Here is a 21,413-nt window from a genome sequence, read left to right as displayed (position 1 = left end):
CTCATGAGCCTCTGGACGCTGCTCGTCAACCTGCTGCTCATCGCAGCCGTCGTCGCCTACGTGGGCGACGTGGTGGGCCGCCGGGTGGGACGCCGCCACCTGCGCCTCTTCGGCCTGCGTCCGCGCACCACCGCGCTGGTCGTGGCCGTTTTTACCGGCGTGGTCATCGCCCTGCTGGCGTTCGCGGCTTTCTTCTTCCTGGCCAGCGACGCGCGCAAGACGATCCTCGAGGCGGAGAAGGTGCGCGAGGAGCGGGACCAGCTGCGGTCCGAGGTCGAACGTCTGGGCGGGCACGTAAGCGACCTGGAGGCGCGCGCCGCCCGGGCGCTGGGGGAGAGCGAGCGCCTGGAGCGGGAGCTGAAGGCCAAGGCCGACGCCCTCAAGCTGGCCGAAGAAGAAATCCGCAAGCTGCAGGGCGAGAAGGAGCTGCTGCGGCAGGCGGTCGAGGAAACCCGCAAACAGCTCGAAGAGCGCGAGGTGGAGCTGGGGCGGGTGCGCGCCGAGGTGGAGCGGATCGGATCCGAGCGCGAGGCGCTCGAGCGCGAGTTCGACGCCCTCCAGCAGGGCCAGATCCTTTTGCTGGACGACCTCGAGAAGCTGCGCCAGGCCGAGGCCGACGCGATCCAGCGGGCTGAGGCGGCCCAGGCCAAGACCCGCGAAGCCGAGGCGGCCGCGGCCCAGGCCGAGGCGCGGGTGCGCGCCATCCAGAAGGAGATCGCGGCGCTGGAAAAGGAGCGCCAGCAGCTCTTGGGCGACATCACCACCCTTGACGCCGAGCGCAAGGCGCTCGAGGAGCAGCGCGACGCCTTGCGGCTGGCCAACCGCCGCCTGCAGGACCAGCTGGCGGCGGCGAACCAGCAGGTCTTCGACCTCAAGCAGGAGCTGCTGCGGCTCGAGCAGGAACGCAGCTCGACGGAGCGGGGGTTGGAGGTGCTGCGGCGGCAGCTGAGCGACAGCCTCAAGGACACGGTGCTTTCCGAACTGGTGTGGTCGACGGGGCCCCTGCAGCAGGCCCTTGACCAGGCGGTGCACCTGGCCGAGGTGCAGGTTCGGGTGGAGGGTTTTCGCGGCGTCCTCGTTCCCGAGGACCTCAACAGCGAGGGGTGGCGCGCCCCCGGCGTCATCCAGGCCCGCGCCGAAGGGGTGACGCCCGACGGCAAGGTGCTGTTGCAGCTGCGCTTCGTGCCCAAGGAGCTGCGCTTCCGCATCGGGCAGGTCATCGCCCTGCGGGAGCTCCCGCCCCCGCGCCTGCAGCCGGAGCGCGTCCGCAGGAGCCTGGAGGACCTGCGCGAAACCGCCTTCGAGCGCCTGCTCAAGGCCGGGGTTTTGCCCGAACGGGTGGCCGCCGCGGGGCTTTCGGGTGCGGTCCTCGCCGACTTCCAGGCCCAGATTCGCGACGAGGTAGGCAACGTCGTGGTTGCCGTGGTGGCGGCCGACGACGTCTGGACCACCGAGGTGCCGCGGTTGCTCTACCAGGTGCTCTACGTTCCGTAGATCAGCCGCGCCGCCGCCAGATCCCATAGCGCCGAACCGACGCTCTTGAACACCACCGGTCCGCCCACGGGCGGACCCTCTTCGAGCGCGTCCCCCAGGGTGCGCACCTGCGCCCAGTCCACACCGGCCTGCAGCAGGTCGCCGGCCTCGGCGCGCGCTCCGGGCAGGGTGTCCACGAAGACGCGCGAACGCTTCACCAGCGTCGCCGGCAACTCGGCCATGCGCGGGGTGAAGGCGCCGACGGCGACGATCAGCGCGTCGTCGGCGACCTCTTCCGGCACCACCGGCGCGGCGCTGCTCGTGGCGCTGACGATCAGGTCGACCTCGGACGCGACCTTGTCGGGGAAGGGGACGGTCTGCATGGCGAGGCCCAGCTTGCGCCCGTGCGCGGCCAGCTCGGCCGCTCGCGAGAAGGTGCGGTTGTAGACGAAGACGCGCCCGGGGCGGAGCGTCGAGAGCGCTTCGAGGTGGGCCCGCGCCTGCGTGCCGGCGCCCAGGACGAGCACCCGTTCGGGCGGTTTCGCGGCGAGCCTCTGAACGGCCAGCAGCGAGAGGGCGGCCGTCCGCCGGGCGGTAACGACGGCCCCGTCGAGCAGCAGCTTGGCCTCCCCGGTGCGGACGTCGAAGACGAGCACCTCGGCCTGCACCTGAGCGAGCCCGCGTTCGGGGTTGGCGGGGTGGACGCTGACGCGTTTGAGCACGCCCAGGCGTTCGTCCCAGGCGGGCATGAGGAGCAGCGTGCTTCCTTCGGGCAGCGGGTGCACCGTGCGTTCGGGCGCGACCGCCCGACCCGCGCGGGCGTCGAGGACGACCCGGGCCAGGGTGCCGGCGAGGGCCTCGTAGGGGAGCAAGGCGGCGGTCGTGGTGGCGGAGAGGATCTTCATAGGGCGCCCAGGAACGCGTCGAGGGACTGCAGGTAGTCCCGCATGAGGTCAAGCGAGGGGAGCGGTTCGTTCACCTCGAGCCCGTGGCCTGCGCCCGGCAGCACGAGGGTGTGCAGGCTCGGACGCTCCAGCCCGTCCAGGAGCTCGGGCGGGGTGGCCGGGTCGGCGCCGCCGGCCACGAGCAGGCCGGGGGCGGCGTCTTCCGCGATGGCGCGGAGCACGTCGTCCGCGCGGAGCAGCGGGGTGAGCCAAACCTTGGCCGCCGCGGCGTCGCGGGCGTCGCGCATGAGGAAGGCCATGGCCAGCGTGCCGATCGATTTGCCCACCAGCAGGCGCGGCCGGGCGTGCCCGCGCACCCAGCGCCACACCGCCGCGGCGTCGGCGGTGATCCAGGAGTGGCGTTCGGCTTCGGCGGCGGTGAGGAACTCGGGACGGTCGTAGTCGTACCAGGCCTCGACGACCGCCCACCCTCGGGCGCGCAGCAGCTTGGTGGTGTAGTGCAGCAGGGGCCGCGCGGGGGAGTAGCGCAGGCCGGGGAAGACCACGGCCACGGGTTCCCCGCGGGGATCGCCCTCGACCACCAGGAAGAAGCGGTGCCCTTCGTGCCCTTCCAGCTCTACGCGCGCCACGGTTTCAGTCTAGCGCAGATCCGCCCCCGCTAACGAAGCGGCCCCCCGCGGACGCGGGGGGCCGGCGGTGCGTCGTCGGCTTAGTCGAGGAAGTCGCGCAGCTTGCGGGTGCGGGACTCGTGGTACTTGAGCTTGCGCAGCGCCTTGTTCTCGATCTGGCGGATGCGCTCACGGGTGACGCCGAAGTAGGCGCCCACCTCCTCGAGGGTGTGTTCGCGGCCGTCGATCAGCCCCTTGCGCAGCTTCAGCACCATGGCCTCGCGCTCGGAGAGCTTGGAGAGCGCCTTCTCCAGCTCCTCCGAGAGCAGACTCTGGGCGGCCGAGTCCACGGGGCTGGCCAGGTGCTCGTCGGGGATGAAGTCGCCGTAGAACGAGTCCTTCTCGTCGCCGATCGGCGTCTCCAGGCTGACGGGTTCCTGGGCGATCTTGAAGGTTTCCTCCACCTTCTTGGCATCCCAGCCGGGGCCCATGGCGTCGGCGATCTCGGCGTAGGTGGCCTCGCGCCCCAGCTCCTGCTGCAGCTGGCGGGCGGTGCGGGTGAGCTTGTTGATCGTCTCCACCATGTGCACCGGAATGCGGATGGTGCGGGCCTGGTCGGCGATGGCGCGGTTGATGGCCTGGCGGATCCACCAGGTGGCGTAGGTGGAGAACTTGTAGCGCCGCTTGTACTCGAACTTCTCGACGGCGCGGATCAGCCCCTGGTTGCCTTCCTGGATGAGGTCGAGGAAGGACAGCCCGCGGCCGGTGTACTTCTTGGCGATGGAGACGACGAGCCGCAGGTTGGCCTCGATCAGGTGCTGGCGGGCGATCTCGCCGTCGCGGGCGATGTGCAGGTAACGCTTCTGCGGCTTGGGCAGCGCGCGCAGGCGGGCGTCCACCGCCTGGATGGTGTCCTCGTCCACGCGCTCGGCCTCGTATCCGGGGATGTGGGGAACGCGGCCGCCGTGGCGCACCTGGGCGCGGATGACCTTCTTGATCAGGTCGGCTTCCAGGCCGGTGAACTCGGCCAGCCGCTCCACGGCGGCTTCGCCTTCTTCGACGCGGCGCGCCAGGTCGATCTCTTCTTCCAGCGTCAAGAGCGGCACCTGCCCGATCTCGTGCAGGTACTGCCGAACCGGGTCCGAGGTGGAAACCCGGGTCGCGATGGTTACGGGTTCTTCAGGTTTGGCGATCACTTCTTCTTCGATGGGCGCTTCGACGGCGGCCTCCGCCACCACTTCCTCCTCGTCGAGGATGGGCTCGAGCACTTCCGGCTCGGCGCCCGGTTCGATGGCGGCGGCCTCGGCCGGCGCCGGTGCCTCCTCGGGGGAGGCGGTCTTGGCTTTCTTGCTTCGGGACGGCTTGGAGGCGGTCGTGGCGGCCTTCTTCGCGGCCGCGGACTTCTTGGATTTGGGGGCCGCCTTCGCGGCGGTCTTCTTCTTCGCGCCGCCCTTGGGCGCAGCCTTCTTGGGCGCCTCGTCCAGCACGGCAACGGCCTTTTCCTCGGTTTTCTTCTTGCTCAAGCGGGTCACCTCCCGGTCGTGCGGCGTCGGCACGGTCAGGGTTGCTTTACGGCAAGCAGCACTTTGTAACGGCCAGCGTGCAACGTGCGCACGTTGCCGAACCGGTCGTGCATCCAGACTTCGTATTTTAGAAACGGGTTGGCCACCAGGTAAAACCGACCTCCAGGTCGTGTACGTCGATGGGCTGCGGCCACGAAAGCCTCGGCTACGTCCAAAACAACGCGACCCCCAACATGGAAGGGGGGGTTTGATACTACTATATCATAAACTTCGTTTTCTTGCAATGCTTCATCAACGTCGGAGTGATGCACCGCCGCGGACCGGCCGGCGGCGCGAAAGCTGCGCCTGGCGCTCTCCACCGAGGCGAGCTGGTGCTCGAGCAACGTCACCTGCGCGCCTTCACAGGCCAGGGGAAGGCTGAGGGCTCCGTACCCGGCGCCCAGGTCGAGCACGCGGGCCCCCTCGACGTCTGCGGGCAGGTGTTCCAGCAGCAGGCGGGTGGCGGGGTCCACCGCGTCCGCGGAGAAGACCCCGGGCCAGACCCAGAAGGTCAGCCGCCGGCCGCGCAGCTCGGCCTCCAGGGGTTCGGGTTCGCCCCGCGCCTCCGGGGCCGGACCGGGGGCGCGTTCCAGGACGGCGACGCGCACCCCCTTGGCGCGCGCGACCACCTCGCCGCCGCCGACGAGCTCGCGCGCCCAGCCGAGGTAGCGTTCGAAGCCGAGCTTCTTGTCGCCGGCCACCCAGAGCAGGCCGCCGGGTTCGAGCGCCCGCGCGGCCGCCCGAATCTGCGCCTGCACCCAGGCGTTGCCGCGGTCGGCCCCGAAGACGAGCAGGGCCGTGCCGTAGGCCGCCTCGGGTACCTGCCAGGGCAGGGCGGCGTGGACCCGCAGGCCCGGATGCGCCGCGGCGCTGGCCTCGAGCGCCCGCAGGGCCGAGCGCCGGTCCTCCCAAGCGTGCACCTCGAGCCCCGCGGCCAGCAGCGGCAACGACGCAACCCCCACCCCCGGGTTGAGGTCGATCGCCCGCGTTCCCCGGGGTTCGACCGCATCGGCCAGCAACCGGTAGGCGGGGTCCTCCAGGCCGGGGGCGCCGCGCTTGATCCAGAGCGGGCCCGCAGGGGTCGGCAGGGTTGTGAGGGTGTGGTACTCCACGAGCTCCACGGAATGTACACTTTAGCACATATTCGCTAGAATGGGGAACGTGCTCGTGCTCGGCATCGAAACCAGCTGCGACGACACCGGGGTGGGGCTGGTGCAGGACGGCCGGGTCCGCGTGAACCTGGTGGCGTCGCAAACCCTGTTGCACGCCGAATACGGCGGGGTGGTGCCCGAGCTGGCCAGCCGGGAGCACGCGCAGGTGCTCGACCGGCTCGTGGCCCGCGCCCTGGACGAGGCCGGGGTTCGGCCCCGGGACCTGGACCTGGTGGCCGCCACCCGCGGCCCCGGCCTGGTCGGCCCGCTGCTCGTGGGGCTGGGCTACGCCAAGGGGCTGGCCTGGTCGCTGGAGAGGCCCTTCCTGGGCGTGCACCACCTGGAAGGCCACCTGCACGGTGCCCTCGCCGAGGCGCCGGTGGAACCGCCCTTTCTTGTCCTGATCGCCTCCGGAGGCCACACCCACCTCTACCGCGTGGAGGCGTGGGGGCGCTACGAGCTGCTCGGCGCGACCCGCGACGACGCTGCGGGCGAGGCCTTCGACAAGGTCGCCCGCACGCTGGGCCTCGGCTACCCCGGCGGGCCCGAGATAGAGCGGCTGGCCGCAGCGGGCGACCCGCACGCGGTGCCCTTCAGCGTGCCCATGCGCGGACGCGCGGGCTACGACTTCAGCTTCTCCGGGCTCAAGACCGCCGCGGTGCGGTTCAGGGACGAAGGCCACGCGCCCGCCGACATCGCCGCCGGCTTCCAGCGGGTGGCCGTGGCCTCGCTGGTGGGCACCCTCGAGCGCGCGGCGCAGGACACCGGCCTCCGCCGGGTCGTGGTGGCCGGGGGCGTGGCCGCCAACCGGGCCCTGCGCGCGGCGCTCGCGGCCACCGGCCTCGAAGTGCACCTGCCCCCGCCGGGCCTGACCTCCGACAACGGCGCCATGATCGCCCTGGCCGCCGCCCGCCGCTGGGCGCGCGAACGGCGCGCCGATTCCCTCACGGTTTCCGCCGAGCCCTACTGGCCCCTGGGCGAGGCGGTCTAGCTGGCCCTTCTCATCTTCCAAGCTTAGAATGCGATAAGTTATGCTGGGTCTTCTCAAAAAACTCTTCGACAACAACGACCGCGAAGTGCAGCGCTACTTCCGCCAGGTCGTCGAGCCCACCAACGCCCTCGAAGCGGAGGTCCAGAAGATCGACGATCTGGCCGCCGCCTACGCCGAGGCCCGCCAGCAGCACGAAAACGGCAAGCCCTTGGACGAGCTGCTGCCCTGGGTCTTCGCGCTCGCGCGCGAGTCGGCGCGGCGCTACCTGGGCCTGCGCCCCTACGACGTCCAGCTCGTCGGCGGCGCGGTGCTGCACGACGGCCGCATCGCCGAGATGAAGACGGGTGAGGGGAAGACCCTCGTGGCCACGCTGCCCGTGGCCCTCAACGCCCTCACCGGCAAAGGGGTGCACCTGGTCACGGTCAACGACTACCTGGCCCGGCGCGACGCCGAGTGGATGCGGCCCGTCTACCACGGGCTGGGGCTCGAGGTGGGGGTGATCCAGCACGACACCCCGCCGCCCGAGCGGCGCAAGGCCTACCTGGCCGACATCACCTACGTCACCAACTCCGAGCTCGGTTTCGACTACCTGCGCGACAACATGTCGCTCAGCCCCGACCAGCTGGTGCTGCGCCACGACCACCCGCTCCACTACGCCATCGTGGACGAGGTCGATTCGATCCTCATCGACGAGGCGCGCACGCCGCTGATCATCTCCGGTCCGGCCGAGAAGGCCACCGACCTCTACTACAAGATGGCCGAGGTGGCCCTCAAGCTCGAGCGCGGCGAGAAGCCCGAACCCGGCGAAAAGGACAAGGAGCCCACGGGCGACTACACCATCGAGGAAAAGCAACGCCACGTCCAGCTCACCGAGCGCGGCATCGAGCGCGCCGAGAAGCTCCTCGGCATCCCCGGCCTCTTCAGCCCCGAGAACATGGAGAAGGCCCACATGCTCATCCAGGCCATCCGGGCCAAGGAGCTCTACCACCGCGACCAGGACTACATCGTCCAGGACGGCCAGGTCATCATCGTGGACGAGTTCACCGGCCGCCTGATGCCGGGCCGCCGCTTCGGCGAGGGGCTGCACCAGGCCATCGAGGCCAAGGAGGGCGTCAAGATCGAGCGCGAGAACCAGACGCTCGCCACGATCACCTACCAGAACTTCTTCCGCCAGTACGACAAGACCGCGGGCATGACCGGCACGGCCAAGACCGAGGAGAAGGAGTTCCAGGAGATCTACGGCATGGACGTCATCGTCGTGCCGACCAACCGCCCGGTCATCCGCCAGGACCACGCCGACGTCGTCTACCGCACCGAGCAGGGCAAGTTCATGTCGGTCGTCGAGGAGATCGCGCAGCGCTACGAGAAGGGCCAGCCCGTCCTCGTGGGGACGATCAACATCGACAAGTCCGAGCGGCTCTCGGCGATGCTGCGCGAGCCGCGCTACTACCTGCCGCGCGTCGAGATGCGCGTCAACCTGCTGCTCAAGGCCATCCAGAAGAAGTCGGGGCCGGAGTGGGAGAAGCTGAAGAAGGCCCTGGCGCGGCCCGCCAACCTGCGCGAGAAGACGCTCGAGGAGTTCGAACCCCTCTTCCAGGGGGCGGGCGGCAACCTGGCCGACGCCTGGGAGCAGCTGAAGTTTGCGGTGCACACCCTCGAGATCATCCGCAAGGGCATCCCCCACCAGGTGCTCAACGCCAAGTACCACGAGAAGGAAGCCGAGATCGTGGCCCAGGCGGGCCGGTCGGGGACGATCACCATCGCCACCAACATGGCCGGCCGCGGTACCGACATCAAGCTCGGCGGCAACCCCGAGGAGATCGCCAAGAACATCCTCGAGAAGCAGGGCCTCGACCGCTACGAGTGGAAGGTCGAGCTCTTCGTCAAGAAGCTGATCCAGGGCGAGGAGGACGAGGCCCGGAAGCTCGCGGCCGAGCTCGAGGTTGCGGACGAGACGATCGAGGAGATCAAGAAGATCCGCGACGAAGCCAAGATCGACGAGCAGCGGGTCAAGGAGCTGGGCGGCCTCGCCATCATCGGTACCGAACGCCACGAATCGCGCCGCATCGACAACCAGCTGCGCGGTCGCAGCGGCCGCCAGGGCGACCCGGGCGAGAGCCGTTTCTACGTCTCCTTCGATGACGAGCTGATGCGGCTCTTCGCATCAGACCGCGTGGTCGGCATGCTCGACCGCATGGGCTTCGACGACTCCGAGCCGATCGAGCACAAGATGGTCACGGGGGCGATCGAGCGGGCGCAGAAGCGCGTGGAGGACCGCAACTTCGGCATCCGCAAGCAGCTCTTGCAGTTCGACGACGTGATGGCGCGCCAGCGCGAGGTCATCTACGAGCAGCGGCGCATGGTCCTCCTGGGCAAGGACGAGGAGGTCAAGGAGGCGGCGCTCGCCATGGTGGAGGACACCGTGGCCGCCGTGGCCGAGAACTACCTCAACCCCGAAATCCACAAGGACGACTGGGACCTCGACGGCCTGAAGCTCGCCCTCGTGGACATCGTCCCCGCCTTCGAGAACTACGACTTCGAGGCGCTGCGCGAGCTCGAGGCCCCCGAGGCGATCGACAAGGTGGTGGAGGCGGCCTTCGGCTTCTACGAGGAACGCGAGCAGGAGCTCAGCCCGCAGGTCATGCGCGCGGTGGAGCGCTTCGTCATCCTCTCCATCGTCGACTCCGACTGGAAGGAACACCTGCACAACCTCGACGTGCTGCGCCAGGGCATCGGCCTGCGTTCCTACGCCCAGAAGGACCCCTTCCAGGAGTACAAGTTCGAGGCGACGCGGCTCTTCAACGAGATGATCGCCCACATCAAGAGCGAGTCGGCCAAGTTCTTCTTCCGCCTCAAGGTGGAGGCCGAGCCGCCCAAGCCGCAGGTCTACGTTCCCGTACCGGAAAAGAAGCCCCAGCCCGTCAAGGCCGACGCCAAGGCCGCCGCCAGCAAGCGCGGCGGCAAGCGCCAGGAGCCCAAGAAGAAGATCGGGCGCAACGACCCCTGTTGGTGCGGCAGCGGCAAGAAGTACAAGCACTGCCACGGCAAGAACGCCTGAGCCAACCGTACCGAGCGGCCCGTCCGGGAGACGCCGGTTCCGGCGCTTCGCCGTCGGGGCGGTCCCGCCGGAGGTTTCGTGGCCCTTGGCGGATGGAGCGGTCCTGTTGCGCCCGGCTCGTGGTGGACCGGTCAACGGTCCCCGGATGTGGGCTTCCATGCCAGCACGTCCCCTCCAGGGGCGGGCTCCCGTAGCGGGCTGGCGCCGAGCGCCGGGAAGCCGGGTCGCTCCGAAAAGTGAGGGTCTGCTTGCGGGGCCTCCACCTCGAAGCGGTCGAAAGAAAAACCCACCGCCGGGGCGGTGGGTTTTTGGATCGGTGCTGGCTCAGAGGCGGCCGGGGCCCTCGTCGCCGTAACGGATGAAGGCGGGGATCTCCAGGTCGTTGGGGTCGAAGGCGCCGCTCGAGCCCTCGGCGCTCGCAGGCATCACCGTGGCTTCGGAGAAGCCCGAGGCGATCAGCACGATGCGCATCTCGTCGGCGGCGCGGTCGTCGTAGGTGATGCCGTAGAGGACGTCCACGTCCTCGATGCCGGTGGCGTCGCGGACGCGTTCGGCCACTTCGATGGCCTCGGCCAAGGTGAGCTCTTCCGAGCCCACCACGTTGAGCAGCACGTTGCGCGCCCCCTCGATGGTGCGGTCGAGCAGGGGGGAGTTGATCGCGGTCTGGGCGGCTTCCTGGACGCGGTTCTCGCCGCGGCCGGCGCCGATGCCCATGAGGACCTGGCCGGCGCCGTTGAGCATGTTGCGCAGGTCGGCGAAGTCGACGTTGATCTCGCCCGGGGCGTTGATCACGTCGGAGATGCCCTTGACCCCGTGGTAGAGCACCCGGTCGGCCATCAGGAAGGCCTCGCGCAGGGCGATCTTCTTGCTGTCGGCGGCGGCCAGCAGGCGGTCGTTGTTGACCACGACCATGGCGTCCACGCGCTCGCGCAGCCGCTTGATCCCCTCCTCGGCGACGCGGCGGCGCTTGGGGCCTTCGAAGTTGAAGGGGCGGGTGACGACGCCCAGGGTGAGCGCCCCGATCTCGCGCGCGATCTCCGCCACCACCGGCGCGCTGCCGGTGCCGGTGCCGCCCCCCATGCCGGCGGTGATGAAGACCAGGTCGGCCCCGTCGAGCTGCTCGGCGATCAGGTCGCGCGTTTCCAGCGCGGCTTTCTCGCCGATCTCGGGGTTGGCCCCGGCCCCCAGACCGCGCGTCAGCTTCTCGCCCATCTGGATGCGGATGTCAGCGAGCGAACGCGCCAGCACCTGCGCGTCCGTGTTTCCGGCGATGAACTCGACGCCGTGGAGCCCGGACTCGATCATCCGGTTCACGGCGTTGTTGCCGGCCCCTCCCAAACCTATGACTTTGATCGTTGCACCCTGCATGCCGCCTCCTAGAAGAAGTTTTCGAAGATCCCCTTGATTTTTTCCCAGATGCCGGCGTCCTTGCCCTCGCGCTCACGTTCGCCGCGCGCGGGTTCGCGGCGGGTTCGCCGCGCCGGGGCGGCCGCCGGTTCGCTCTTGCTGCCGAAGTGCACCAGGCCCACCGCGGTGGCGTGGGCGGGCGAGGCCACCACGTCGGCCAGCCCCGAGAGCCCCTCGGGGCGGCCCAGGCGCACGGGCAGGTGAAACTCCTGGTAGGCGAGCTCCTCGACCCCGCGCAAAAGCGCCGAGCCGCCCGTGAGCACGACCTTGTGCACGGTCAGCTCCAGCGGGCCCAGCTGCTCGTCCACCGCCCCCCGGGCGAGGAGCAGGATCTCGCGCACCCGCGGGCGGATGTAATGGGCCAGCTCGGGCGCGGGCACGTCGCGCACGTGGTTGCCGTCCTGGTTGATCTCGAGCATCAGGTCGGGGTCGGCCATCTCGACGAGCGCCGCCCCGTACTTCTTCTTGATGCGCTCCGCCTCTTCGAGCGGGATCTTGAGCAGCTGGGCGATGTCGCCGGTCACCTGCTCGCCCCCCAGGGGGATGACCGAGGAGTGCGCCAGCTGGCCGTTCTGGAAGACGGCCACGTCGGTGGTGCTGCCGCCGATGTCGACGAGCATGACCGTGGACTCGTGGTCCTCGGGGGTGAGCACCGCGAGGCCGGAGGCGTAGGACTGGAGCACCAGCCCCTCGATCTCGAGCCCGGCCGCCTCGACGGCGCGGCGCAGGTTGGTGAGCGGACCGGTGGCGGCGGCCACCAGGTGCACGTCCACCTCAAGCCGCACCCCGGCCATGCCGAGGGGGTCCTTGATGCCTTCCTGGCCGTCCACGCGGTACTCCAGGGGCAGCGCGTGGATCAGTTCGTAGTCGCCGTCGAAGGGGTAGGCCTTGGCCTGCTCGACCGCGCGCTCCACGTCGGCGGGGCCGATGCTGTGGCCGCGGCGGATGGCCGCGAGGCCGTGGCTGGTCACGCTCTTGATATGGGGGCCGGCGATGCCCACGAAGACGCGTTCCACCGGCACCCCGGCCACGCGTTCGGCCAGCTTGACGCTGGCGCGGATGGCCTCGGTGGTCTTGTCGAGGTTGACCACCGCGCCGCGCTTCATACCCTGCGAAGGGACGGTGCCCTCGCCGATGATGTCGAGGATTCCGTCCTCGCTCTGTTCCCCTATAACGGTGCAGACCTTGGTGGTCCCTACGTCCAGCCCAACGATAATACGATCGCTCATCGGCGGATGCTCACCCCCCAGGAATAAATGGCTACGTCGTTACCCCGTATCATGTCCACACGCGGCAGCCAGACCCGCAGGTTTTCCAGGTTGCGGATCCAAAGATGCCTTCCTTCCCAGTCTACGGTAAAACCCGCGGGGTTGTAGGCGATGCGCTTGGCCGTGGGCAGCAGCGCGGCGATCTGCAGGGCCTCGAGGGTGCGGTCGTGCCCGAAGCCCTCGATCACGGGCCCCGTGGGCTTGGCGCCGGGCAGCCGGGTGCCGTCGGCCGCGAGGCCGACCGGGCCCTCCGGGGTCTCGAGCGTGGCCACGGGGACGCGTTCGCGCACCACGATCCGCACCGCGCCCACGCGCGGCCGCTCCAGCCGCGCCTCCAGCACCCAGGGATCGGCGCGCAGGGCCTCGAGCCGGCCCTGGGTCGCCCAGAGCCAGGGGTCGCCGGGGTAGAGGTCGGCGAGCTCGAGCACCCGGGCGCGCTCGAGGTGGGCGTTGCCGGCCACCTCGACCCGCTCGATGGGCCAGGCGACCAGGCTGGCCACGTAGAGCGTGGCGCCGAGCAGCAAGGCGAGCACGAAACGGCTCAAGGCAGCTCCCCCCATACCTCCCACTCTAACTCGAGCCCCAGCTCCTCCTGGATGCGTTTGACCAGCTTCCAGACGTCCTCGGCGCGGGCTCCGCCGGTGTTGACGATGAAGTTGCCGTGCTCGCGGCTCACCATCGCCGCGCCTACGCGCAGCCCCTTGAAGCCGGCCGCGTCGATGAGGCGGCCGGCGGCGTCGCCCGGGGGGTTCTTGAAGGCGCAGCCGGCGCTCTTGCGCTTGGGCTGCCCCTTGCGCGCGGCGTCCACCTCGGCCATGCGGGCCTCGATGGCCGCCGCCGGCGCCGGCGTGAGGCGCAGGCGCACCCGGGTCACGATCGCCCCCTCGGGCAGGCGGCTGGTGCGGTAGCCGAAGCCCAGCTCGCCGGGGTCGAGGACGCGGAAGCGGCCTTCGTGGAAGAGCTCGATGGCCTCGAGCACGTCGGCGATCTCGCCGAAACGGGTTCCGGCGTTCATGCGTACCGCGCCGCCGACGCTCGCGGGGATGCCCAGCAGCGGCTCGAGGCCCGAAAGCCCCAGCCGCGCCGCCTCCTGCACGAGGCCTGGCAGCAGCACCCCGGCGCCGATCCAGGGGCTGAGGTGGACCGCCGCGCCGGCCCGCGGCCGCCCCAGGGCCCCGCGGGCGAAGACGCCGCCCAGGCGGATCACCCGTTCCGGCACGCCGCCGTCGGCGACGAGCAGGTTGGAGCCGTTGCCCAGCACCCGGTAGGGCGCGGATGTGGCCTGCAGGAGGTCTTCGGGCGTCTCCACCGTCCAGACCTCGGCGGGGCCGCCCACGGACAGGGTGGTGAACTCGGCCAGGTTGCGCCGTTCGACCTTCACCGCGCCCCCTCCACGAGCTCGCGCCCCAGCTTCCACACGTCGCCGGCGCCCATGGTGAGGATCAGGTCGCCCGCCTTTGCACTTTCCGCCAGCGCACCTCGCACCTCTTCCCAGGCGGCGAAGCGGGCGCGTTCGTGCCCCAGTTCCCGCAGCCGGTCGGCGATCAGCGCCCCGCTCACCCCGGGGATGGGTTCCTCGCTCGCGGCGTAGACGTCGAGGACCCAGACCTCGTCGGCATCCCGCAGCGCCTCGGCGAAGCGGGCCCACATTTGTTGGGTGCGCAGGTAGCGGTGGGGCTGGAAGACGACCCGCACCCGCCGACCGGTGGCCCGCGCCGCGGCCAGGGTGGCCCGGACCTCGGTGGGGTGGTGGGCGTAGTCGTCCACGACCCAGGCCCCGCGCAGGTGGCCGGTGGTCTGGAAACGGCGGGCCGCGCCCTTGTAGCCGGCCAGGGCGCACGCCGCCAGGGCGGGGTCCAGGCCCTCCAGGTGCGCCGTGGCCAGCGCGGCGACGGCGTTCTCGACGTTGTGGCGGCCCGGTACCGCGAGCGCCACCTCGGCGAGCGCCGCGCCGTCGTGGGTCAGCACGAAGCGGCTGCCGCCCGCCTCGAGCCGCACGTCTTCGGCGCGGTAGCGGCCGCGCTCGAAGCCGTAGCCCACGCGCTCGAGCCCCTCGGTCAGCGCTTCGAGCTCCGCCCAGTCGGCGTTGTAGAGCACGCGGCCGGCGCGCGCGGCGTAGGCGCGGGCGGCGGCGCGCAGGCTGGCGTAGTCGGCGTGGTAGGTCTGGCGCGCGGCGCCCGCGGCCACGTGGTCGTCCTCCAGGTTGGTGAGCACGGCCAGGTCCACGGCCACCTCGGCGAAGAGCGGGTCGGACTCGTCCACTTCGGCGATGCGGTGCCGGCCCGCGCCCCAGCGGGCGTTGCCGCCCAGGCTGGGCACGGTCGCCCCCACGAGCACCACCGGATCGGCCCCCAGCTCGGTGAAGACGTGGGCGATCATCGAGGTCGTCGTCGTCTTGCCGTGGGTGCCGCTGACGCCGATGGAGCGGCCGCGCTCGAGGATGCCGGCGAGGACCTGCATGCGCGCCATCACCGGCACGCCGGCGCGGGCCGCGGCGCGGCGCTCGGGGTGGTCCTCCGGCACCGCGTTCGAGGCGACGAGGACGTCCACGCCCTCCAGGTGGGCGGGGTCGTGGCCGGTGCGCACCTCGACGCCCAGCTCGCCCAGGCGCCGGGCCAGCTCCGAGGGGCGGGCGTCGCAGCCCGAGACCTTCCAGCCCTCGCGGTGCAGCACGTAGGCCAGGGCGCTGATGCCCACGCCGCCGATGCCCATGAAGTGCACGTGCTTCACTCGGCCACCTCCAGCAGCAGGTGCGCGAGCCGCTCGGTGGCGCCGGCGGGGGAGAGCTCGGCGAGGTGCGCCCGCAGATGGGCGCGCAGTTCGGCGTCTTCGAGCAGGCGCTCGAGCTGGGCGGCGAGCTCCCCCGGCTTTTCCTGATCGGCCGCCAGGGCGGCCTCGCGCGTGGCGTAGAATCGGGCGTTCTGTTCCTGGGCGCCGCCGTCGACGTCTGCGGGCAGCGGCACGGCCAGGAGCGGCACCCCGTGGTAGGCGGCCTCGGCCAGCGTCGTCGCGCCGGCGCGGGTCACGGCCGCGTCGGCGGCGGACCAGGCCGTGACGGCGTCCACGAAGGCCTCGGCCCGGTAGCCCGCAAGGCCGGCCACCCGCGCGCGCACCGCCTCGAGGCCGCGTTCCCCGGTCTGGTGCAGCACCTGCCAGCCCTCCAGGTGGGGCTCGAGCAGGTCGGGCAGGGCGCGGTTGAGCGCCAGCGAGCCCTGACTGCCGCCCATGACGAGGAGCAGGGGCCGGTCGGGGTCGAAGCCCAGGGCCTGCTTGGCAGCGCGCGCCTCGCGGCGCTCCTCGCGCACCGGCATGCCGGTGACCAGCGCCTTGAAGGCGAGCTTGCGGGGCAGGCTGACGTCCATGGCCAGGGCGATGCGGCGGGCGCGGGGGGCCAGCCAGCGGTTGGCCAGGCCCAGGGCGGCGTTCTGTTCGAGCAACACCACCGGCACCCCGGCGTTTTCGGCGGCGAAGGCCAGGGGGAAGCCCGCGAAGCCTCCGGTGCTGAGCACGACCCGCGGGCGCAGCCGCCGCAGCAGCGCGCGGGCGCTCACGAGGCCGCGCAGCGCCTTCCAGGCCTCGCGCGGCTGCAGGGTGTTGCGGTTGTACTTGCCGGCCGGCAGCGCGTGGAAGGGCACGCCCGCCTCGGGCACGAGCCGGGTCTCCATGCCCCCCTCGGCGCCCACGTAGCTCACCTCGTGGCCCAGCTCGATGAGGCGGCGCGCCACGGCCAGGGCGGGGAAGATGTGCCCGCCGCTGCCGCCGCCGGTGACCGCGACCTTCACGCCCGCACCTCCGGCAGGTCGATGCGCCGCGCGCTCGCGTGCAGCACGCCGAAGGCCAGCCCCGCGGCCAGCAGCCCGCTGCCCCCGGCGCTGACCATGGGCATCGAGATGCCCGTGACCGGCACGATGGCCATCGTCACCGCGACGTTCATCAGCGCCTGACCGGTCAGGTAGCCGGTCAGGCCCAGGGCCATCACGCTCAGCGCCCCGGTGCTGCGGGTGGCGATCTGCATGCCGCGGGCGAAGACGAGGCCGTAGGCCAGCAGCAGCATGCCCGCGCCGATCCAGCCGCTCGCGTAGGTGACGACGGCGAAGATCATGTCGTTCTGGCGTTCGGGCAGGTTGGTGGGCAGTTCGGCGCTGGGGCCGTGCCCCAGAGGGCCGGCGGCGCGCAGCACCAGGCGCGCGCGCTCCGGCTGGTAGATGGCGTTTCGGATGCGCTCGGCGCGGTCGGGGTCCCAGCGTTCGAGCAGCGTGGGGTCCAGGTTCATGACCCGCCAGGCGTCCACCCGGTCGGTGATGTACTCGAACCGGTTCAGGAAGACGCCGTGGATGCTGGCGACGATCAGCGTCACCAGCAGCCCGATGGCGACCAGCCGGCGGAAAGGTACGCCGATGACGATCAGAATGAACGCTGCCAGGAAGAGCAAAAAGAGCGCCGTGCCCAGGTCGGGCTCGATGGCGATCAGGCCCGCGGCCAGGCCGATGGCCACCACCGGTCCGATGATCGGGTAGTCGGTGCCGCGGCGGCTGAAGAACGAGGCCAGGTAGGCCACCAGCGCGATCTTCATGAACTCGGAGGGCTGCAGCGAGAACGCCCCCAGCTGGAACCAGCGGCGCACCTCCTCCTGGCCCGCAGGGCCGCGGCCCACGATCAGCACGGCCACCAGGGCGACGAGGCCGAGCACGTAGAGCCAGCGGGCCTGGGCGATGATCCAGCGCGGGGGCACCAGCGCCGCCGCCAGGGTGCCGCCGAAGGCGACGCCCAGCGTGAGCAGGTGGCGCTCCATCAGCGCGGGCGCGCCGGCGGCGATGCCGAGCACGGAGAACCCCATGAGCAGGAGCTGGGCGAGGATCAGGATGCGGTCCACGCCTCACCCCCCACCCGCGCGAGCGCCTCGCGGAAGGCGCGGCTGCGGTGCTTGTAGTCGGCGAACTGGTCGAAGGAGGCGGCCAGCGGGGCGAGCAGCACGCTCGCCACCCCCGGCGCGGCCAAGGCGGCTTCGAGGGCGCGCTCGAGCGCGCGCGGACCCTCGGCCTCCTCGATCACCACGGTGGGCGCGTGCGCCGCGAAGGCGCGCGCGAAGCGGGGGCCGTCGCGCCCGATGGCCAGCACCAGGGCCACGCGCTCGCGCACCACGGGCTCGAGCGCGCTCAGGTCGGCCCCCTTGTCCTCGCCGCCCACGATCCATGCCACCGGCGCCGGCGCCGCCTCCAGCGCGGCGCGCACCGCCTCGGTGCGGGTGGCGATCGAGTCGTCGATCACCACGACGTCGCCCACCCGGCCCACGGCCTCGAAGCGGCCGGGCACGGCCGGGAGCTCGAGCGCCCGCGCTTCCAGCTCCCGCGGGTCGGCGGCGCGGCCCAGCGCCTCGGCCAGCGCCGCGGCGGCCAGGGCGGCGGCGCGGGCGTTGGTGGCGCGGGGCTGGGCGGCGGGTTCGAAGGGGCGCTTGCGCGCCGGGGAGGCTTCGGCGGCGGCGCGCACCCGCGGGTCGGCGGCGTTGTAGACGAGCACGTCTTCGGACGTCAGGTTTGCGAGCAGGCGCAGCTTGGCGGCGTGGTAGCGCTCCAGGCTGCCGTGGCGGTCGAGGTGGTCGGTGCCCAGGTTGAGCAGCACGGCCACCCGCGGCCGGAAGCCGCGGACGCGCTCGAGCTGGAAGCTGGAGAGCTCCACCACCGCGGCCGCGAGACCGGGGCGGTCGACCACGTCCACCAGCGGCGGGTCCACGTTGCCCGCGGCGGCCGCGGGCAGGCCCAGTTGCTCGAGCAGGCGGGCGGTGAAGACCGTCGTCGTCGTCTTGCCGGCGGTGCCGGTCACGCCCACCAGCGGCAGGTCGGTTTCCCGCCAGGCCAGCTCCACCTCACCGATCACCTCGGCCCCGCCGCGCTCGAGGGCGGCCAGCGCGGGGTGGTCGATGGGAACGCCGGGCGCGGCGACTACGGTGCCGAAGCGGCCCGGCTCGGGGGCGCAGGGCTCGAAGCCCAGCGCCCGCGCCGCTGCGACGTCGGCGTCGCGGGGCCGGTCGTCGTGAAAGCAGGCGGCGCGGCCGCGGCGCGCGAGAAAGCGCAGCACGCCCAGACCGCTGCGCCCGAGTCCGTAGACCAGGGTCACCCGCCACCTCCCCACAGCTGCACCGCCAGCGCCGTGGCCACCGCGGTGACGACGACGAAGCGGAAGACGACCTTGGCCTCGCTCCAGCCCGAGAGTTCGAAGTGGTGGTGCAGCGGCGCCATGCGCAGCAGACGGCGGCCGGTGCGGCGGAACCAGACGACCTGCACGACGACCGAGACCACCTCGAGCACCGGCACCGCCGCGGCGAGCGGCAGGTACCAGGCCTTGCCCTCGAGGACGAAGATCCCCGCCACCAGCGCGCCCAGCAGCTGGCTGCCGGCGTCGCCCATGAAGATCCGGGCCTTGGGGGCGTTGTGCCAGAGGAAACCGAGCAACGCGCCCACGAAGACCTGCGCCAGCGGCAGGTGCAGGAAGGGCAGTAGGATCACCGCGGTCACGCCCGCGGCGAGGCCGTCGAGGCCGTCGGTGAAGTTGAAGGCGTTGGCCGCGCCGACCACCGCCGCCACGATCAGGGCGTAATCGAGCGCGGTCCAGGGGGTGTAGCTCACGGAGCGGACCGCAAAGCCGGCGAAGACCAGGGCCATGAGCAGCTGCAGCGCCAGCTTCTCGCGGGCCTTGAGCGGGCGCCCGTACAGCCCCCCCAGGTCATCGGCGAGGCCCAGCAACCCGTAGCCCGCCGCCAGCAGGAAGACCGGAGCCAGCGGGCCCGCGCCCGCGGTCAGGTAGAGCAGGGCCGCGGCGATCGTGAAGGCGACGCCGCCCATGCTGGGCGTGCCGGTCTTGGCCAGGTGGCTTTCGGGGCCGTCGGAGCGCACCGTCTTGCCCACGCCGAGGCCGCGCATCAGCGCCGCCTGCAGCCCCACCAGGAACCAGCTCAACACCGCGGCGGCCGCTACCATGCTTCCTCCAGTTCGAGCGTCAGGTGGACCGGCTCCCCGCCCTGGGTCAGCAGCCACACCCCCGCGGCCCGGCTCGCCGCCAGGTCGCGGAAGTCGCCGGCATAGAAGCCGAGTTCGTAGCCCTCGGGGTCGTAGCGGTGCACCCCGGCGGGGGTGAGCAGGTAGAGGTCGCCGGCGGCGTCGGCGGCCGTCCAGTCCCGGGGGAGTTCGAGTTCGCGTTCGGCCGGCCAGAGGAGGGCGCGCCCTCGCCCCAGGGCCAGCACCCCGCGCCCAAGTGCGACCACCCGTTCGAAGTCGCCGTCCTGCAGGCGGTCGGCGCCGCGCCAGAGCCCCTCGTCGTTCACCCAGAACGTCCCCTGACCGGTGCGCACCGCGTCGCGTGCGGGAAAGGCGCGCCAGCCCGACTCGGGGGTGTAGAGGCCGTCTTCGAGCAACACGACCGGTTCGGGGCGGGCGCGGACCGCCCGCGCGCGCGCGGGCAGGTCGTAGCTCGTTAGCAGTTCGCCGCCCAGGTAGCGCTGCCAGACGTAGGGGTAGAGCACCTCGAGCCCCTGGTCGCCGGCGTCGACGTCCAGCGGCGGGGCAGGAAGCGGGAAGCTCGCACCCGCGGCCTCGACCCAGCGCCCCTGCACGACCCCGCCCGGAAAGACCAGTGCGACCGGTGTTTCGGCGCCGCCGGCGCTGCGGGGGGCGCAGGCGGCGAGCAGCAGGAGCAGGGCGGCGCCGATCCAGCTACGCACGGATCCCCTCCAGCAGGCGTTCCAGCGCCAGCGCCCGCGATCCCTTGACGAGCACGCTGGCGAGGCCGCGCGACCAGTCGGGCAGCCGCTCGGAGGCCTCTTCCACGCTCGCCGCCGCCGTCGCGCCGGGCCGCCCGGCGGCCATCGCCGCGGCGAACTCGCCGACGAAGAGGGCGCGGTCCGCCGTGGCCATCACGCGCTCGGCCGCCTCCAGGTGCCAACGCTCGGCTTCGGGCCCGAGCTCGCGCATCGTGCCCAGGACCACGCCCCGGGGTCCGGGGCAGCGGGCCAGCACCTCGAGCGCCGCCTCCACGGCCTTGGGGCTGGCGTTGTAGCTGTCGTTGAGCCAGAGCGTTCCCCCGGCGCGCAGGGGTTCGAGCCGCCCGGGGGCGGGTTTAAGGGCTTCCAGGCGTTCGGCCGCGACGCGGACGTCCCGGCCCAGCAGCTCCGCCGCCGCCAGCGCCGCCAGCGCCGCCAGCGCCGCGCCCCGCCCCAGGACGCCGAGCCGCAGCGTCCGGCCGGCGTAGCGGAAGCGCGTTTCCGCACAGCCGAGCTCCAGGGCTTCGCCGGCGAAGTTCGCCGCGGGGTCGAAGCCGTAGGTGCGGGTGCCTTCGGGAAGGCCCCAGTGGCGCAGGTCCACGTGGGCCAGCCGCAGGGGGCTGGCCGCGAGCAGCTTCAACTTTTCGCGGGCCACCGCCTCGAGGCTCCCGAGGCCTTCGAGGTGCACCGGGGCGATCGCGGTCAACACGCCCAGGTCGGGGGCGGTCAGCTCGAGCAGCTCGTCCATCTCGCCCGGCCGGTCGATGCCCAGTTCCACCACCGCGCCCTCGGCGTCGGGGCTCAGGTGCCAGAAGAAGCGCGTGAGCGCCGGGGGCGTGTTGAGGTTGCCTTCCGTCGCCGGCCAGTCCAGCGCGCGCGCCAGCGCCTCCTTGGTCGAGGTCTTGCCCACGGAGCCGCTGACGCCCGCCACGACCCCCGGAAAGCCGGTGCGCAGCCAGCGCCCCAGACGCAGCAGCGCGCGGTAGGGGTCGTCGACCTGGAGGCCCCGGTCCCGGGCCTGCGGCCCGATCACCAGGGCGGCGCCGCGGGCCAGGGCGTCTTCCGCGTAGGCCTCGCCGTGGGTGCGCGTCCCCGGAAGCGCCACGAAGGCCGCGCCCGGTTCCACCGCGCGCGAATCCCACACCAGGTCGCGGGCGGGCCGGGCATCGGGACCGGGGCGGCCGCCGAGCACGCGCGCCAGCAGCATCGGCGAGACCTCTCTGGTCTGCGTCATTTG

General features: G+C 71.9%; 18 protein-coding genes. 3 read left to right on the top strand and 15 right to left on the bottom strand.

Annotation, left to right across the window (positions count from 1 at the left end):
* The first annotated feature begins 3 nt into the window (after nt 1-3).
* Nucleotides 4-1,494: a DUF3084 domain-containing protein gene (locus OCEPR_RS06495; protein ID WP_013457912.1), complete on the top strand. Its 1,491-nt coding sequence runs from the start codon at nt 4-6 to the stop codon at nt 1,492-1,494.
* Here the strand turns inward: OCEPR_RS06495 and OCEPR_RS06490 are convergent.
* The 4 genes from OCEPR_RS06490 to OCEPR_RS06475 all read right to left on the bottom strand — a co-directional run bounded on the left by OCEPR_RS06490 (nt 1,482) and on the right by OCEPR_RS06475 (nt 5,669).
* Nucleotides 1,482-2,378, bottom strand: coding sequence for a delta(1)-pyrroline-2-carboxylate reductase family protein (locus tag OCEPR_RS06490; protein WP_013457911.1), 897 nt, complete (start codon nt 2,376-2,378; stop codon nt 1,482-1,484). The genes OCEPR_RS06495 and OCEPR_RS06490 overlap by 13 nt on opposite strands.
* Nucleotides 2,375-3,007, bottom strand: coding sequence for an alpha/beta hydrolase (locus tag OCEPR_RS06485; protein ID WP_013457910.1), 633 nt, complete (start codon nt 3,005-3,007; stop codon nt 2,375-2,377). The genes OCEPR_RS06490 and OCEPR_RS06485 overlap by 4 nt, the downstream gene beginning before the upstream one ends.
* A gap of 80 nt (nt 3,008-3,087) precedes the next feature.
* Nucleotides 3,088-4,509, bottom strand: a complete 1,422-nt coding sequence (gene rpoD / locus OCEPR_RS06480; protein WP_049773588.1) for an RNA polymerase sigma factor RpoD — start codon at nt 4,507-4,509, stop codon at nt 3,088-3,090.
* A 35-nt stretch (nt 4,510-4,544) separates the two neighbouring features.
* On the bottom strand, nt 4,545-5,669 hold the full coding sequence (locus OCEPR_RS06475; protein ID WP_041554080.1) for a methyltransferase: 1,125 nt from the start codon (nt 5,667-5,669) through the stop codon (nt 4,545-4,547).
* 40 nt (nt 5,670-5,709) lie between these two features.
* Here OCEPR_RS06475 and tsaD point away from each other — a divergent pair, with 40 nt between their 5' ends.
* Nucleotides 5,710-6,690 carry a tRNA (adenosine(37)-N6)-threonylcarbamoyltransferase complex transferase subunit TsaD gene (tsaD, locus tag OCEPR_RS06470; RefSeq protein ID WP_041554078.1) on the top strand — a complete coding sequence of 327 codons (981 nt, stop codon included), beginning with the start codon at nt 5,710-5,712 and terminating at the stop codon, nt 6,688-6,690.
* Nucleotides 6,691-6,730: 40 nt separating this feature from the next.
* A complete protein-coding gene (gene secA / locus OCEPR_RS06465) occupies nt 6,731-9,748 on the top strand; it encodes a preprotein translocase subunit SecA (RefSeq protein ID WP_013457906.1) in 3,018 nt (1,005 codons plus the stop codon).
* A 324-nt stretch (nt 9,749-10,072) separates the two neighbouring features.
* Here the strand turns inward: secA and ftsZ are convergent, their stop codons facing one another.
* From ftsZ to OCEPR_RS06410, 11 genes are read right to left on the bottom strand one after another with little or no spacing between them, the layout of a single operon-like run.
* A complete protein-coding gene (ftsZ, locus tag OCEPR_RS06460) occupies nt 10,073-11,116 on the bottom strand; it encodes a cell division protein FtsZ (protein WP_013457905.1) in 1,044 nt (347 codons plus the stop codon).
* Nucleotides 11,117-11,124: 8 nt separating this feature from the next.
* Nucleotides 11,125-12,384: a cell division protein FtsA gene (ftsA, locus tag OCEPR_RS06455; protein ID WP_013457904.1), complete on the bottom strand. Its 1,260-nt coding sequence runs from the start codon at nt 12,382-12,384 to the stop codon at nt 11,125-11,127.
* Entirely contained in the window at nt 12,381-12,968 is a 588-nt protein-coding gene (locus OCEPR_RS06450; RefSeq protein WP_222829112.1) for a cell division protein FtsQ/DivIB, read from the bottom strand. The genes ftsA and OCEPR_RS06450 overlap by 4 nt, the downstream gene beginning before the upstream one ends.
* Complete coding sequence (locus tag OCEPR_RS06445; RefSeq protein WP_013457902.1) at nt 12,965-13,804, bottom strand: UDP-N-acetylmuramate dehydrogenase; 840 nt, start codon at nt 13,802-13,804, stop codon at nt 12,965-12,967. Before OCEPR_RS06445 ends, OCEPR_RS06450 begins: the two co-directional genes overlap by 4 nt.
* The gene (murC, locus tag OCEPR_RS06440) at nt 13,801-15,153 is read right to left on the bottom strand and encodes a UDP-N-acetylmuramate--L-alanine ligase (protein WP_013457901.1); all 1,353 of its coding nucleotides are present in this window, start codon (nt 15,151-15,153) and stop codon (nt 13,801-13,803) included. Before murC ends, OCEPR_RS06445 begins: the two co-directional genes overlap by 4 nt.
* Nucleotides 15,150-16,205 (bottom strand): undecaprenyldiphospho-muramoylpentapeptide beta-N-acetylglucosaminyltransferase, encoded by a 1,056-nt coding sequence (gene murG / locus OCEPR_RS06435; RefSeq protein ID WP_013457900.1) that lies wholly within the window; start codon nt 16,203-16,205, stop codon nt 15,150-15,152. Before murG ends, murC begins: the two co-directional genes overlap by 4 nt.
* Nucleotides 16,202-17,296: an FtsW/RodA/SpoVE family cell cycle protein gene (locus tag OCEPR_RS06430; RefSeq protein WP_013457899.1), complete on the bottom strand. Its 1,095-nt coding sequence runs from the start codon at nt 17,294-17,296 to the stop codon at nt 16,202-16,204. Before OCEPR_RS06430 ends, murG begins: the two co-directional genes overlap by 4 nt.
* Entirely contained in the window at nt 17,281-18,537 is a 1,257-nt protein-coding gene (locus OCEPR_RS06425; protein WP_013457898.1) for a Mur ligase family protein, read from the bottom strand. The genes OCEPR_RS06430 and OCEPR_RS06425 overlap by 16 nt, the downstream gene beginning before the upstream one ends.
* On the bottom strand, nt 18,534-19,397 hold the full coding sequence (locus OCEPR_RS06420; protein ID WP_013457897.1) for an MraY family glycosyltransferase: 864 nt from the start codon (nt 19,395-19,397) through the stop codon (nt 18,534-18,536). The genes OCEPR_RS06425 and OCEPR_RS06420 overlap by 4 nt, the downstream gene beginning before the upstream one ends.
* A complete protein-coding gene (locus OCEPR_RS06415) occupies nt 19,391-20,137 on the bottom strand; it encodes a hypothetical protein (protein ID WP_013457896.1) in 747 nt (248 codons plus the stop codon). The genes OCEPR_RS06420 and OCEPR_RS06415 overlap by 7 nt, the downstream gene beginning before the upstream one ends.
* Nucleotides 20,130-21,410, bottom strand: coding sequence for a UDP-N-acetylmuramoyl-tripeptide--D-alanyl-D-alanine ligase (locus OCEPR_RS06410; RefSeq protein WP_148229275.1), 1,281 nt, complete (start codon nt 21,408-21,410; stop codon nt 20,130-20,132). The genes OCEPR_RS06415 and OCEPR_RS06410 overlap by 8 nt, the downstream gene beginning before the upstream one ends.
* Nucleotides 21,411-21,413 lie beyond the last annotated feature (3 nt).

The sequence above is a fragment of the Oceanithermus profundus DSM 14977 genome (assembly GCF_000183745.1).
In the GTDB taxonomy this organism is placed as follows: domain Bacteria; phylum Deinococcota; class Deinococci; order Deinococcales; family Marinithermaceae; genus Oceanithermus; species Oceanithermus profundus.
This window is presented reverse-complemented; position numbering and strand designations above follow the sequence as displayed.

Bases quoted from the DNA above. Each gene is read 5' to 3' on its own strand.
- OCEPR_RS06490 (WP_013457911.1), bottom strand. From the start codon at position 2,378: ATGAAGATCCTCTCCGCCACCACGACCGCCGCCTTGCTCCCCTACGAG.
- secA (WP_013457906.1), top strand. From the start codon at position 6,731: ATGCTGGGTCTTCTCAAAAAACTCTTCGACAACAACGACCGCGAAGTG.
- OCEPR_RS06410 (WP_148229275.1), bottom strand. From the start codon at position 21,410: ATGACGCAGACCAGAGAGGTCTCGCCGATGCTGCTGGCGCGCGTGCTC.
- OCEPR_RS06420 (WP_013457897.1), bottom strand. From the start codon at position 19,397: ATGGTAGCGGCCGCCGCGGTGTTGAGCTGGTTCCTGGTGGGGCTGCAG.
- OCEPR_RS06495 (WP_013457912.1), top strand. From the start codon at position 4: ATGAGCCTCTGGACGCTGCTCGTCAACCTGCTGCTCATCGCAGCCGTC.
- ftsZ (WP_013457905.1), bottom strand. From the start codon at position 11,116: ATGCAGGGTGCAACGATCAAAGTCATAGGTTTGGGAGGGGCCGGCAAC.
- ftsA (WP_013457904.1), bottom strand. From the start codon at position 12,384: ATGAGCGATCGTATTATCGTTGGGCTGGACGTAGGGACCACCAAGGTC.